The organism is Roseomonas sp. AR75 (genome assembly GCF_005222815.1).
Classification (GTDB): Bacteria; Pseudomonadota; Alphaproteobacteria; order Acetobacterales; family Acetobacteraceae; genus Falsiroseomonas.
On record NZ_STGB01000006.1, the window covers coordinates 1,038,115 to 1,052,074 of the forward strand.

General features: G+C 70.3%; 11 protein-coding genes. 7 read left to right on the top strand and 4 right to left on the bottom strand.

Annotated elements, in window-relative coordinates:
* Positions 1–29 precede the first annotated feature (29 nt).
* Complete coding sequence (locus E4T13_RS29430; protein WP_170985326.1) at positions 30–842, top strand: IclR family transcriptional regulator C-terminal domain-containing protein; 813 nt, start codon at positions 30–32, stop codon at positions 840–842.
* Between the two features lie 13 nt (positions 843–855).
* On the opposite strand, the gene E4T13_RS29435 is transcribed toward E4T13_RS29430, so the two are convergent.
* On the bottom strand, positions 856–1,167 hold the full coding sequence (locus E4T13_RS29435) for a putative quinol monooxygenase (RefSeq protein ID WP_137181891.1): 312 nt from the start codon (positions 1,165–1,167) through the stop codon (positions 856–858).
* A gap of 130 nt (positions 1,168–1,297) precedes the next feature.
* On the opposite strand from E4T13_RS29435, the gene E4T13_RS29440 reads away from it, so the two are divergent.
* Together E4T13_RS29440 and E4T13_RS29445 are read left to right on the top strand one after the other, a co-directional pair.
* Positions 1,298–1,981: a substrate-binding domain-containing protein gene (locus E4T13_RS29440; RefSeq protein ID WP_137181892.1), complete on the top strand. Its 684-nt coding sequence runs from the start codon at positions 1,298–1,300 to the stop codon at positions 1,979–1,981.
* A gap of 133 nt (positions 1,982–2,114) precedes the next feature.
* A complete protein-coding gene (locus E4T13_RS29445; RefSeq protein WP_137181893.1) occupies positions 2,115–3,461 on the top strand; it encodes a globin-coupled sensor protein in 1,347 nt (448 codons plus the stop codon).
* Positions 3,462–3,572: 111 nt separating this feature from the next.
* Here E4T13_RS29445 and E4T13_RS30740 read toward each other — a convergent pair whose 3' ends face one another.
* Positions 3,573–8,975, bottom strand: a complete 5,403-nt coding sequence (locus E4T13_RS30740) for an FG-GAP-like repeat-containing protein (protein WP_170985327.1) — start codon at positions 8,973–8,975, stop codon at positions 3,573–3,575.
* A 363-nt stretch (positions 8,976–9,338) separates the two neighbouring features.
* Between E4T13_RS30740 and E4T13_RS29455 the strand changes: the two genes are divergently transcribed.
* From E4T13_RS29455 to E4T13_RS29465, 3 genes are all read left to right on the top strand, one after another.
* Entirely contained in the window at positions 9,339–10,370 is a 1,032-nt protein-coding gene (locus tag E4T13_RS29455) for a TIGR03032 family protein (RefSeq protein ID WP_137181895.1), read from the top strand.
* 49 nt (positions 10,371–10,419) lie between these two features.
* Positions 10,420–10,938: a hypothetical protein gene (locus E4T13_RS29460; RefSeq protein WP_137181896.1), complete on the top strand. Its 519-nt coding sequence runs from the start codon at positions 10,420–10,422 to the stop codon at positions 10,936–10,938.
* 350 nt (positions 10,939–11,288) lie between these two features.
* A complete protein-coding gene (locus tag E4T13_RS29465; protein ID WP_137181897.1) occupies positions 11,289–11,642 on the top strand; it encodes a hypothetical protein in 354 nt (117 codons plus the stop codon).
* Positions 11,643–11,723: 81 nt separating this feature from the next.
* Here the strand turns inward: E4T13_RS29465 and E4T13_RS29470 are convergent, their stop codons facing one another.
* Together E4T13_RS29470 and E4T13_RS29475 are read right to left on the bottom strand one after the other, a co-directional pair.
* Positions 11,724–12,572, bottom strand: a complete 849-nt coding sequence (locus E4T13_RS29470; protein WP_137181898.1) for an IS3 family transposase — start codon at positions 12,570–12,572, stop codon at positions 11,724–11,726.
* Complete coding sequence (locus E4T13_RS29475; RefSeq protein WP_137181899.1) at positions 12,521–12,871, bottom strand: transposase; 351 nt, start codon at positions 12,869–12,871, stop codon at positions 12,521–12,523. Before E4T13_RS29475 ends, E4T13_RS29470 begins: the two co-directional genes overlap by 52 nt.
* 341 nt (positions 12,872–13,212) lie before the next feature.
* Between E4T13_RS29475 and E4T13_RS30150 the strand changes: the two genes are divergently transcribed.
* The gene (locus tag E4T13_RS30150; protein ID WP_170985328.1) at positions 13,213–13,371 is read left to right on the top strand and encodes a hypothetical protein; all 159 of its coding nucleotides are present in this window, start codon (positions 13,213–13,215) and stop codon (positions 13,369–13,371) included.
* The last annotated feature ends 589 nt before the right edge of the window (positions 13,372–13,960 follow it).

Sequence of the window (13,960 nt, forward strand, 5' to 3'; positions counted from 1 at the left end):
TGCGGAAGCCTAGGGATCAGCGCAGCGCCGTGTCAACGACCGCGCGCACCCGCCACGAGACACTGGCGCGTGACGAGTTGCGCACGCTCGCCAAGGGTCTCGCGGTGATCGAGGCCTTCGATGCCGAACATCCGTCGCTCACCCTCAGCGAGACGGCGCGCCGCGTCGGCATCAGTCCCGGGTCGGCGCAGCGCATCCTGCGCACGCTGGAAAGTCTCGGCTATGTCGGCAGCGACGGCGCACGCTACGCGCTGCGGCCGCGCACGCTGCAGCTCGGCTACGCCTTCCTCGCCACGCTCCCGCTTTCGGCCATCGCCCAGCCGCTGCTGTCCTCGCTGACCGCGCGGCTCGATGCCTCCGCCTCGCTCGCGCTGCTGGACGGCGCGGAGGTGGTCTATGTCGCGCGTGCTTCCGCAAGGCGTCTCAGCCGGGACTACATGTCCGTCGGCACGCGCATGCCGGCCCATGCGACCTCGGTCGGCAAGGTGCTGCTCGCGGCGCTGCCGCCGGAGGCGCTGGAGGCGGCGCTGGCCGTCCCGTCGCAGCGCCTCACGCCGAACACGCTCGCACGCGGCGAGGATATCCGCGCCGCGGTCGCCAGGGCCGCGCGTGATGGCCATGCGCTGAACGACCAGGAGACGATTATGGGCCTGCGCTCCATCGCCGTGCCGGTCGCGGTGGGCGGCCAGGTCGTTGCCGCGCTCGGCGCCAGTGCGGAGGTCGCGCGCACCGGCCTCGGGACGATGGAGACGGAATGGCTGCCGGAGCTGCGCGCCACGGCGGCGGCCTTCGCCGCTGCGCTTTCGGCGCGCGAGCCGCCGCCCTATCGCTACGGCAGCTGAAGGCGGCTGCGCGTCACGCCGCGGGTGACAGCACGTGGATGACGCGCGATGCGATCATCTCCCTGGTGCGCGCGCCATAGGCCTGCATGTGCGGCGCGGCGGCATGCGCCTTCAGCGCGGCCGGGCTTTCCCACTTCTCGATGACGACGAAGGTGTCTGGCCCGAATGCCGTCTGGAAGCTGCCGATGCCCTCGGCGTCGATCGCCGGGCCGTATTCGATGCAGCCCTCCTCCGCCAGCACGGCCGGCATGTTGCCGCGGAACTCGCGCAGCACGGCCTCGCGCATGCCTGGCTTCGCGGTGATGATGGCGATGACGTGGATCACGTGGACCAATCCTCCCCCTTGCGGTCGGCCAAGGCTGCGCCGGCCGGGGCTGCGGATCAATGCCGGGTTGCGCTGACGCGCGCGGAAGGTGCCTGATGCGCCCTGCCGCTGCCCGGACAAGGACCCCGACATGCCCGCTGCGCCCCTGCGCATCCTCTCCACCCTCGGCGTGCATGGCGTGCTGCAGGGCCTGTTGCCGCGCGCGGCCGAAGCCGGCTTCGCGCCGGAGATCCGCTTCGATCCCACCGTGCGCCTGCTCGCGGCCATCCGCGACGGCGCGCACGGCGACGTGGCGATCCTGACCGAAGAAGGCGTCGCGGACCTGACGGCATCCGGCGTCTTGGCCCCGTCGCCGCGCCGGATCCTGGCGCAGTCCATGGTCGGCGCCGCCGTGCGCGCCGGTGCGCCGCGGCCCGACATCGGCACCGAGGCGGCCTTCATCGCAACGCTCCGCGCCGCACCCTCCGTCGTCTATTCCGCCAGCGGCGCGAGCGGCCTGTTCTTCGCCGCGCTGATCGAGCGCCTCGGCATCGCCGCCGAAGTCAACGCCAAGGCCCGGATCGTGCCGCAGGGCTTCACGGCGGAGCCCGTCGCGCGCGGCGAGGCCGCGCTGGCTATCCAGCAGATCAGCGAATTGATGGCTGTGCCCGGTGTGGACATCCTCGGGCCGCTGCCGCCGAGCTGCAACACGACCGTGGTCTTCGCCGCATCATGCTTCACGGGTGCTGGCGCGGAAGCCGGGCGCTTCGTCGCCTGGCTTGCGGAGGCCATGACGCGGGAGGCGCTGCGTGCGGCAGGCCTGGCGCCGGCGTGATGCTGCGACGTGGTCCCAGCCGCCGTGGCGGCTGCATGCGGCATGGCCAAATCCTACCGAATATTTAGCTCCGCCAAATCCTTCCTTCATCCCGAGGCAGTACGCATGCCGGAAACATGGAAGGCGGTTGGGGATGATCGACACGGCATTGCGCGAACGCACGGCGTTCCTGTCCATCGACACGGCGACGCAGGAGGCGATACGCGGCGTCCTGCCATTGCTGCAGGAGCACCTGCCGACGATCCTGAGTGAGTTCTACGCGCATGTCATGCGCTTCCCGGAGCTGGCGCGGCTGTTCCCCAGCGAGGCCATCCGCAGGCACGCGGAAACCGCCCAGGGCCGGCACTGGCTGAACCTCTTCTCCGGCCGCTTCGACGCCGAGTACCACGCCAGCGTGCGACGGATCGGCCTGGCGCACAGCCGTATCGGGCTCGATCCCCGCTGGTATCTCGGTGGCTATACGCATGTGCTGATGCGCCTGCAGCGGCTGATCGTGGCGCATCACTGGCGCAGGCTCGGCACGCCGCAGGCGCGCGCCCGCATGACCGCCATGCTCGATGCCGTTACGCAGGCCGTGCTGCTCGACGCCGAGCTCGCCATCTCGATCTATCTCGAGGAGAACAAGGTCGCCTACGATTCGCGCATCGCCGGCTTCGCCGCCGCCTTCGAAGGGCGGGTGGATGCCGTGGCGCAGGCGGTTGCGGCCTCCGCCGCGCAGGTGAGCGAGGGCGCCACTGCGGTGGCGCAGAGCGCGGCCACCACCTCGGACAGCGTGGGGCGCGCTTCCGCCAGCGTCGAGGACGCCGCGGCCAATGTCACCACCGTCGCCGGCGCCGCGGAGCAGCTCTCCGCCTCCATCCAGGAGATCGCGCAGCAGGTGAGCCGCTCCGCCGAAATCTCGTCGCGGGCGGCGACGACGGCCCACGACACCAATGCAGCCGTCGCCTTGTTGAGCGGCAAGGCCCAGGAGATCGGCGATGTCGTCCGCCTGATCAGCGACATCGCCAGCCAGACCAATCTGCTTGCGCTGAACGCGACGATCGAGGCTGCGCGGGCGGGCGAGGCCGGCAAGGGCTTTGCCGTGGTGGCGAGCGAAGTGAAGGCACTGGCGACCCAGACGGCGCGCGCGACAGAGGAGATCGGCGCGCAGATCGCGGCGATCCAGGCCGGCACCAGCGGCACGGTCTCCGCCATCCGCGTGCTCGCGGAGACGGTGCAGGAGATCGGCCAGACCGCGCAGGCCATCGCCGCGGCGGTGGAGCAGCAGCGCGCCGCGACGCAGGAGATCGCGCGCAGCGCCCAGCATGTCTCGCAGGGCACCCAGGTCGCGGCGGGCAACATCGCCGGCCTGGGGGGCGCTGCCGCGCGCAGCAACGGCGCCGCCGCCGAGATCAAGGATGCCGCGGGCCGGCTGGAGCAGAACACGGAAGTCCTGCGGGAAGCGGTCGGCGGCTTCCTGGCGGAACTCCGCGCCGCCTAGGCGGCCGGACCTTGGCCACGCATGGACTGTCGGAGGGAGTGCACCCGGGTTCGAACCGTCGCTGCCCCCGCAAGCTGTCCCTGCTGCGCTTCGCAAGGCGCCGGGGGGTGCCTACGCGATCACCAGATCGGTCGCCGCCAGCGTCGGCTTGTTGCTCAGCGTGGCGATGGTGATGGCCGCGCCGCCGCCGGTGCCGTCCGCGTCCCACATCAGCACGCCCGTCGCCTTGGTATAGACGAACTGCCCGATCGCCGCGCTCGGCGCGTTGCTCGCGAAGCGCGCCGCATCCAGCGCGCCGACCGGCAAGCCGCCGAAGGTCGCCGAGGCAAAGGTCAGCAGGTCGTCGCCGGGGCGGAAATCCGTCAGCGTGTCGCCGCCCTCGTTCGGCACCAGCCACAGGTAGCGGTCGAAGCCGCCGCCGCCGGTCAGCGTATCTGCGCCGACGCCGCCCTCGATCGTGTCGTTGCCCTGCCCGCCGGACAGCCGGTCGGCCTCGCCCAGCCCGCGCAGCAGGTTCGACCCGCCATTGCCGGTGATGACGTTCGCCAGCGCGTTGCCCGTCGCCGTCAGGTCGCCATTGCCGAGCAGCGTCAGGTTCTCCACCGTCGGCGTCAGCGTGTAGCTGATGCTGCTCAGCACCGTATCGGTGCCGCCGCCCACCAGCTCGATGATCTGGTCGAGGTCGCCGATCAGGTAGGTGTCGTCGCCATTGCCGCCATCCAGCCGGTCCACGCCCTCGCCGCCGACCAGGCTGTCCGCGCCCTCGCCGCCCTGCAGCGTGTCGTTGCCCTGGCCGCCGGAGAGCGTGTCGTTGCCGTCGTAGCCGAGCAGGCGATTGTTGCCGACATTGCCGACCATCAGGTTGTTCGCGGCATTGCCGTCGCCGCGCGCGTTGGCGGTGCCGTTGAAGCGCAGCTCCTCGATATGGTCGGACAGCGCGAAGCTGGCGTTGAGGATGACGGTGTCGTAGCCGCCGCCATCCTGCTCGATCAGCGTGTCGGTCGCATCCGGCAAGTAGAGGTCGTTGCCGCCGCCGCCGATCAGCGTGTCAGCCTTGCCGGCGCCGACCAGCTGGTTCGCGGCGTCGTTGCCGGTGATGACGTTGCTCAGGCTGTTGCCGGTGCCGTTGATCGCGGCATTGCCGGTCAGCACCAGATCCTCGAAGTTCGCCGCGAGCGTCCAGGTGACGGAGGAGAAGACGGTGTCGGAGCCCGCGTCGCGCAGCTCCAGCGTCTTGTCGGCAATGTTGTCCACATCATAGGCGTCGTTGCCCACGCCGCCCGCCATGCTGTCCGCACCGGCCTCGCCGACGAGCGAATCGTTGCCCGTGCCCCCGTCGAGCGTGTCGTTCTGCGCGCCGCCGTAGAGCGAGTCATTGCCGGCGCCGCCGAGCAGCCGGTCCGCGCCGCCAAGCCCGCTGACCGCATCGTTGCCGCCGAGCGCATCGATGGTGTTCGCGCCGGCATCCCCCTCCAGCACATCGTCGCCGCTTCCGGGGCCGCCGGAGCCGGAGACCGCGACCAGCGTGTCGGCGAATTCCAGGAACTCGACACCGGAGACGGTGTCGGCCCCTTCCGGCTGACCCGCACGCAGGTCCACCACGGTGAACAGCCCGCCGCCGAGCGCGTTCACGAGGTAGTCCGCCCGCAGACCGGACAAGACCGTCGTGTCGGTGCCGAGGCCTCCATCGACGCTGTCGTCGCCCGCGCCGCCCGCCAGTCGGTCATCGCCCTTGCCGCCGGTCAGGGTGTCCGCGCCGCCCTCGCCGTTCAGCGTCTCGTTGCCGTCGCCACCGGCCAGGCGGTCACCGCCACCGCGGCCGAAGAACACGCTGGGCTGCGCCGAGCCCGTCAGCGAGTCGGCGCCCTCCGTGCCCATCTGGCCGATGCTGGTGGAGGCCACTTCCTCGGCCGTGCCGCCGCCATCGGTGTAGCGGGCGACCGCACGCAGGCCGAGCCCCGCCAGGGCCGGCCCGGGCAGGAGGTTCGGCCCCGTCGCGCCGGCGATGTCGGTCCAGGCGCCGGCACCCGCGCGCGACTGCCATTGCAACGTCACCGCGCCCATGCCGTCGGCATCGGTCAGCGTGGCGGAGGCGGTGAGCTGGCTGTCCGTCGCGCTCAGCGCGACGTCGCCGACCGGCGCGTCGTTGACCGGCGTCAGGTCGAGCATCGCCACGCCATTGGCGCTCACCAGCCCGTCGGAGACGGTGAACTGGAAGGCGACGCCGCTGTCGTCATGAGCGGCGGGCGTGAACAGCCAGGTGCCGTTGCCGTTGTCGAGCAGCGTGCTTGGCCTGCCGGAGATCTGCGCGAGGTTCGTCAGGCTGAGCGGCTTGCCCTCGGGGTCGGCCCAGCCGGCCAGCAGCGCGGCGGTGGTCAGCAGGCGCGTCCCGTCCTCGGCCAACGGGGCCAGCGCCTGCAGCGCCGGTCCGCGCGGCGCGTCGTCCTCCGCCGTCACGCCGATGGTCACCGTGGCCGGCTTCACGCCACCGCTGAAGACGCTCAGGGACAGGTCCGCGATGGTCGCGGTCGCAAGGCTGTCCCCCGGGAAGGTCGCGAGCACCACCTCCTGCACCCCGTCGCCGTTCAGGTCCACGAAGCGGGGCTGGCCCGTCGGGAGGGGCTTCACGGGCGTCAGGGAGCCGTCGAAGAACAGCCCAGTGAAGGGGTTGTCCGCCGCGTCCAGCTCGGTGAAGACGCCGTCGCCATTGAGCCAGATGCGCAGGCTGGAGTTCGCGATCACCGAGGTCGTGTTGACGACCGTGGCGACCAGGTCCGGGCGCCCGTCGCCGTTCAGGTCGGCGAGCGTGAAGCCGGCTAGGGCCCCACCGGGGAACTGGAGTCCCGCGAAGGGATCGGCGGCGCCGCTGAGCTTCGTGAAAACCGGCTGGGTCGCGGTGCCCGTGTTCAGCCAGGCATCGAGCACGATCGGCGCGGCGCTGAAATTCGTGGTGTCGGTGGACCGGCCGACAATGAGGTCCTGCAGCCCATCGCCGTTCAGGTCGCCGAAGGCCAGCGAAGCGGTTGGCCCTACCGCGATCCCGCCCACCGGATTGTCCAGCCCCGTCACCGCCGTGAAGACCGGCGCGGTTTCCGTGCCGGTGTTCCGCCAGAAGCCCAGGCTGCCGTACTTGGCCCCGACATTGGTGGAGAACGCTCCCTGCAGCGTCCGGCCGACCAGGTCCGTCAGCCCGTCGCCGTCCAGGTCGGCGAAGGCGTGGGTCTGCAGCAGGGCGAATTCGGCGCCATTGAGGGGATTGTCCGTCCCTGTCAGCGCGACGTAGTCGGGGTTCTCCGCGGTGCCGATATTCTTCCACACCTGCGTGCCGCCATACTTCTGGCTCAAGTCAGTGCTGAGGACGCTGGTGCCCACGATCTCCGCCAGCCCGTCGCCGTCGAGATCCACGAAGTTGGGCGCGAGGCCCAGGCCGGCCGTCGAGCCGGCCGGCGGGATCAGAAGCTCGGTTGGCAGCAGCGCGGCGAGCGCCGCATCGTTCTGGAAGGCGCCGGAGGCGTTCGTGCCGAGGCGCTGTCCCGCCGCGTCCACCATGTCGATGGTCAGGGTCCGTGACGGGGTCGGCGTGTCGCTGGCATTGGCATAGGTCAGCTGCTCGATCAGCGCCTCCACGCCGGCGGAATTGGCCGCGGCGTTCAGCGCCACCGTGAAGCTGGTGCCGACGCCGCCGGTGGCGGTGCCGATCACCACGCCGCCGAAGCGCACCTGCGTGCCGTCGAAGCCGATCTGGCCGGCGCCGTTCCCCTGATGCGCGATGGAGACCCGATCCTCGGCCAGCAGCCCGGAGACGGTCAGGCTGCCGCCCGCGAGCGAATACCCCGCGGTGAAGATGACGTCGGTGTCGATCCGCTGCGGCGCGGCGTTGACCACGGGTTCGGGGAAGGTGAGGGCCAGCGCGAGGCCTGCCAGTCTCGGCGGCTCCGCGAGGTCGGTCACGGTGATGGCGACCGCGCGGCTGTCGCTGCCGAGGCCGTCGCTGGCGACGACGTTGATGTCGTAGACGTTGTTCCCGCCGGCATCGAGCGGCGCCTCGAAATCCGGCATGGCCTTGAAGCGGACCGCGCCATCCGGGCCGATGGTGAACAGCGCCGCATCCGCGCCGGTCAGCGACCAGGCGATGGGGTTGGGCCCGTCCGGATCGGTCGCCGTGGCGAGGTAAAGGACGTTGCTGAACCAGCCGCCCTCCTGCACGTTGGTGGCGGCGCCGGAGGTGATGGTCGGCGCCGCCGTGACGGCGACGGCGATGGACGGCAGCGGCGTGATGTCCAGCCGCACCACGGGCAAATTGCCGCGGAAGTCGAAGACGGCGAGGTCGAGCCGCCCGTCGCCCGTCAGGTCTATGGCGACCGGCTTGGCGCGGTCGTTGGGCGTCACGATCCCGTTGAACGGGTTCGCCGTGCCGGCCAGCGGGGAGAAGGCCGGGGCCGTGGGGCCGCCCGTATTCTCCCATGCCAGGACCTGCCGGGTCAGGTTGCCGACGACGAGGTCCCGGTCGCCGTCGCCGTCGAGGTCCATGAAGGTCGGCGCACTGAGGTAGCCGACATCGATCCCGGCGAAGGGATTGGTGGCGAAGGGGGCGAAGGCCGGCGCCAGGGCCGTGCCGGTGTTGCGCCAAGCCTGCAGCGTGCCATCGGAATTGCCCGCGACCAGATCGAGCAGCCCGTCGCCATCGAGGTCCACGAAGACGGGCAGGCTCAGGTAGCCGCCGCCGATGCCGTTGAAGGGATTGGCCGCGCCGGTCTGCTCGGTGAAGGCCGGCGCCTGGGCCGTGCCGGTGTTCCGCCAATAGCGGAACTGGCCGGTGCCGTTGGCGACCAGCATGTCGGGATCGCCATCGCCGTCCAGGTCCGCCAGCGCAGGCGCGGAGTAGTAGCCGGCGGCGATGCTGCCGAAGAGGGCGGCGCTCTGCGCGGTGAAGGCGGGCGCGGCGGCGGTGCCGGTGTTCTTCCACCAGGCAATGCCGCCGTATTGGCCGCCGGCGACGAGGTCCAGCTTGCCGTCGCCGTCCAGATCGGCGAAGGCGGGCGTGGCGTGGTACGCGGCGAAGCTGACGCCGATGAAGGGGGTAATGCTTGTCAGCCCGCCGAATTGCGAGGTGCCCTGCAGATGCCCGCCCGCCGCGTCCACCACGTCCAGCGTCAGCGTGCGGTTGGTGGTGGGGGTGGCGCTGACATTGGCGTAGCTCAGCGCCTGGATCAGCGCATCCACCGCCGCCGCGGTGACGTTGCCGTTGAAGGTGACGACGAAGCTGGTGCCGATGCCGCCGGACGCGCTGCCGATGCTGGTGCCGCCGAAGCCGACCGTGGTGCCGTCGAAGGTGATGCCGCCGGCGCCGGCGAGGATGGAGACGCGGTCCTCGGCGAGCAGGCCGCCGACCACCAGCTGGCCGCCGGCCAGGACCGCGGCGCTGGCGAAGGCGACGTCGGCATCGAGGAGCTGCGGGTCCGTATCGCCGATGATGCTCAGGCTCGGGGCGAGATCCCGGATGCTGGACGGCATGGCGCTTCCCTGTCTGGACGATCGGCCGTCCATTAGGGACAAGGTAACAGATGCAGTTAGTTTCGCCAGGATGGGTAGGATGGGGTTGGAAATGCGCGTCACGCCGGAGGCGTCGCAGCGTGCCCCGCTTTGCCTGCTGGCATGTTCGTATCATGTTCGTGCCCCGCCGTTCTCCGGAGCTCTGATGCCCGTCTGGTCCGTGTTGCGAACCCCTGCCTTCGGAGCCGCACGATGCCGAGGCGCCGGGGTTGCGCCGACGACCGCCGGATTGCGTGCTGCCGCCGCAGCGCGGCCGGCCGGGGCGGCATGAGCGCCGCGCCCGCGCCTGCGTCGGGGCCGCCGCAGGGGGGCGCTCCGGGGCCGATGCTGCTCGCCTCCCCAGGGTTCACCGGCTGGCTGGCCGAGGCGGGGCTGAGTCTGGCCTTAACCACCTACCAGGCTGGGCGGCTGATCCTGATCGGCCGCCGGCATGATGGGTCGCTGCGCGGGCATGAGCGGATGATCGAGCAGTGCCAGGGCCTCTGGACCGACGGCAATACGCTGTGGGCCAGCGGCAAGGCCATGCTGTGGCGCTTCGTCAACGACCTGCCGCCGGGGCGCGCCACGCCGCAGGGCGCCGAGCGTCGCTTCGTGCCGCGCGAGGGGCGGGTAACCGGCGCCCTCGACATCCACGACATCGGCCAGGGCGCGATGGCGGACATGGCTGCGCCGGGGCCGGTCTTCGTCAACACGCTGTTCTCCTGCCTGGCGACGATCAGCGAGACGGCGAGCTTCCGCGCGCTGTGGCGGCCGCGCTTCGTCAGTGCCGTGCTGCCGGAGGATCGCTGCCACCTGAACGGGCTGGCGATGGACGGCGCCCGCCCGGCCTTCGTCACGGCGATCGGCCGCAGCGATGTCGCCGATGGCTGGCGCGAGCGGCGCGCCGATGGCGGCGTCGTGGTGGAGGTGGCGAGCGGGGAGGTCGTGGCGGCAGGGCTTTCCATGCCGCATTCGCCCCGCCTGCACGAGGGCCGGCTCTGGCTGCTCAATTCGGGCCGGGGCGAGCTCGGCGTGTTGGATCCGCGCGATGGCGGCTTCACCCCGGTGGCCTTCTGCCCGGGCTACGCGCGGGGCCTGGCCTTCGCCGGGCGCTGGGCCGTGGTGGGACTCTCGCGGCCGCGCGGCAACCAGACCTTCGAGGGGCTGCCGCTGGAAGGGTTGCTCGCCGAGAAGGGCGCCGTGCCGCGATGCGGCCTGCTGGTGGTGGACTGCGTCACCGGCCAGGTCGCGCAATGGCTGCGCTTCGCGCACACGATCGAGGAGCTCTACGACGTGGCCGTGCTGCCCGGGGTGCGGCAGGCCGAGGCGATCGGCTTCCTGGGCGAGGAGATCGCGCGCACGGTGCGCCCGGAGTGAGGCCGGTTCTTGCCGCGATGCAGGCTGCCGCATGTCGCCTGTGACGCCTGTGCCGCTGCCCGATGCCGCCCTCGCGCTGCTGCAGGCGCGCTGCCCGGGCGCGAGACTGGCTCGGGCGGCGAACATCGCGTTCTCGCTCGGCCTCGTGCTGCCGCTGCTGGCACGGACCGCGCCCTTTTCGCTGGCGCCGCTCGGCCTCAGGGTGCCGCTGACGGCGGGGGAACTCACGCGCGGGCACCATCTGATGGTGCTGCGCGGCTCGCCGGCGGCCTTGGTGGCCTATGCCGGCTGGGCTGCCTGCACGGCGGCGCAGGCCGAGGGGTTCCTTGGCGACGCCGGTATCAGCGCCTTGGATTTCTCGCGGCGGGAGGGCGAAGCGATCGCGTTCCTCACCCTCGCCGCGCTCGATGCCGGGGCGGGCGCGGGGCTGGAAGTCGCGCTGCGCACCGTGCTGGCCGGCACGCCCTACGTTGCTCGCCGCACCCATGCCGCCGCGCCACAACGGGCGGTGGTCAGGCGCGGCGTGCTGACACTGCCCTCGGCATTGCGGAGGGCAGCCGCATCATAGCCTGCCGAATTCCTGCTCGGCCCGCCGCCACAGCTGGGCTGTAAAGCGCCTGGTCTTGACACCTGTGCGCGGAAGCTTGGTGCAGCGCCTGCGACGCGGCATCGGTCAGCGCGCCTCGCGCGCGATCTGCCCGTCGAAGCCCATGACCCCGGGCTGCGCGAAGGCCCAGCCTTTCTTCAAGGGCCCCACTCGAAGCGCAGAAACGTCCGGCTCGGATCATTGCCGTAGTACACGAGCCCGAACGTCCCGCTCGGCCCGCAGGTGACGCGGAACTGATGGCCGGCAAGACGGTAATGGTCGCCTTCGGCACGTCGATGGTCTGATCCGGCGTGCCGCCTGGATGCGAGGTGGTGCCCTCGCTGACGGTGTCCCACGTCGAGCCGCCGTTCGTGCTGCGCTGGATGCGCGCGAAGACCGTGCCTGCCGCGGAGCCGCCTTGTCCGTCATGCCGGCCGCGCGCCCAGATCTTCGCCGAGCCGACGCCGGCCGGCAGGGTGGCGATGCTGCTGGTGGGGCTGAAGGCGTTCAGCGTGTCGATGGCTTCGGCGTGCCAGACCACGCGCGAGGACGACAGCGCCTGCGACGAGGAGCCAATCGAGGGGCAGCGATTCGGCGAGCAGCACTTCTACCGTAAGACCGCGCTCTTCGATCGGTTCCTGGCTTTCGACGTCAGGACGGAAGCGCAGGTGGCGATCCGGCACTGAGAAGACCCGTCGGGACCGCGCTGTCAATCGGCACGCAAACGGGACCCCGGATTGGAGTGGGCCCCTGGAGCCGGACAGGCATCAGGCGGCAGCTTTGACTGGGCGCCGGGCCTTCTGCTCCTCGAACTGCGCTGGGCTCAGGTATCCCAGAGCCGAATGCAGCCGTTTGCGGTTGTAGACCTCCTCGATGAAGCGCGGGAGATCAGCGGCGACCTCCTCGAAGGTCTCGTATGCCATCGGGTACACGGCCTCGACCTTCAGCGTCTTCATGAAGCTCTCGGCTTTGGCGTTGTCATAGAGATTGCCGCGCCGGCCCATGGAGCCGCGTAGGCCATGAGCTTCGAGCAGATCCCGATACGCCTTCGCAGCGTATTGCGAGCCGCGGTCCGAGTGGTGGATGCAGCCGGCGGCAGGCCGCCGCGCCGCGAGCGCGGCACGCAGGGCGGCAAGCGTCAGCCGGGCATCGATGGAGCGCCCGATCGCATAGCCGACGACGCGGCGCGACCAGGCATCCAGGATCACCGCGACATAGGCGAAGCCGCCCGCGACAGGGACGTAGGTCAGGTCGGCCACCCAGAGCTGGTCAGGCCCATCCGGCGCGGCGTCCTTCGCCAAGTCAGGTAAGATCGGGCCGTCGTGGTCGCTGTCGGTCGTGGCGACGTGCCGCCGGCGGCGTCTCGGCTGCAGGTCATGCTCGCGCATCAGGCGGCGGACCTTCTTGTGGTTCACCACCATGCCCCGTCGCCGAAGCGCGGCCCCAACCCGGCGCCAGCCATAGGCCTCGAACTCGTCGCAGATCGCCACCATCCCCTCGACCAGGGCGGTGTCGTCGAGCGCGACCGGCGCCGCGTCGTAGAAGGTGGAGCGGGCGATCCCCATCAGCTCGCATCCCCGCGCGAGCGAGATGCCGGCGGGCCGGCGATCGCGGATGTAGGCCCGCTTCTCGGCGACGCTCCGGAGCGCACTGCCCCCTTTAGAGACTCGAGCTCCAGAGCCTGCTTGCCGACAAGGCGCTCAAGAGCAGCGATGCGCGCCTCATACGCCTGTATGAGATCCATCGCCCGGGCATCCTCGTCGAAGGCGCCGGCCTCGTACTTCTCCACCCATACCCTGATCAGATTACGCGAGATGTCGTGGCGCTTGGCGAGCCCATGCAGGGTCTCACCGCCTGGGTATTCCTGCGCGACCTGCCGCTTGAACTCGACGCTGTGAGATCGGTACTTCGCCATGGGCTTCCATCCTTCGGAAGCCCGGCACCACGGTCAAATCCCAACCGCCCGCCTGTCCGGCTCCAGGGGCCCACTCCACACGCCAGACAGTTCTGTCTCATCGTGAAGCCATCGGTTGCCGGTGCGCAGATCGATTCAGAGATCCCGCCAACCCCTCAGCCAGTGCCGGTGCGGCCAGGACCAGGCGGCTCGCCGGGCGAGCCACGGCCCGAGGGGGAAGATCCTGCGTCGCCTCCAGCTAGCCCGCCTCCGTTGCGTCGCTTTCACGGCTCGGTCCGGCTGGATTCAGCCCGCGTCGGTCGCGACGCTGCGCGGATCGCGGATCGCGGATCGCGGATGAGGTGATTTCGCATCTGGTGGCGCAGATGGGCGCTGAGGTGACCGTAACCCTTGAAATCGTTGCCACGCTCCTCGGCGGCGCGACAGATCAGTTGGTGCGCACAGTGACGGAGAACGGGCGAGCCCTGAAGTTTGATAGCCAAGGCTTTGAGCGCGAGTGATCGGGCTCTCTTGCTCGATGACAAACTTCGAACTGCCACCCAAACGGAAGTCGAAAACGCAAGCGTTCCCTTGCGCTGCAAGTCTCGGAATTATCGGCGATTTTCTCGGCGTACTAGATCCGCCAAGTCAGGAGGTCCGGAGAGAATTAGCCTCCAGAGCGATTTTCGGCCGTCGCCGCGGCAGGCCAGTCAACAGGTCTATCCCGAAAACCCCAGGGAACCTGCCGCTCAGCGCGGCGGTCGGTCAGGCGAAGAACGGGACGTCCATGGGAACTGGCGGAGGAAGTGCTCCCGGATTCGAACGGTCGCTGAGGTTTGCAACGAACCGTGAAGCAACGGCCGCAGCTTCGGGAGCGCACCGCAAGGGAAGCAACAGTCGCTGGATGTGCGGGGTCGGCAGGCGCGGGTAATCGGCGGGCGCGGTTACGACCTTACAACTTCGCCGTGAACACAAATACAGTAACACAGATGGACACCTCCAGAAACGTCATCTTTCGGCGGGCGTGACTGTAGAGTGGTGCACGGTCGCCTGCTGGGCGACGGGATGACCGGGATGACGCTGCTGGAGGACGGCCGGTGCGGCGCTGAT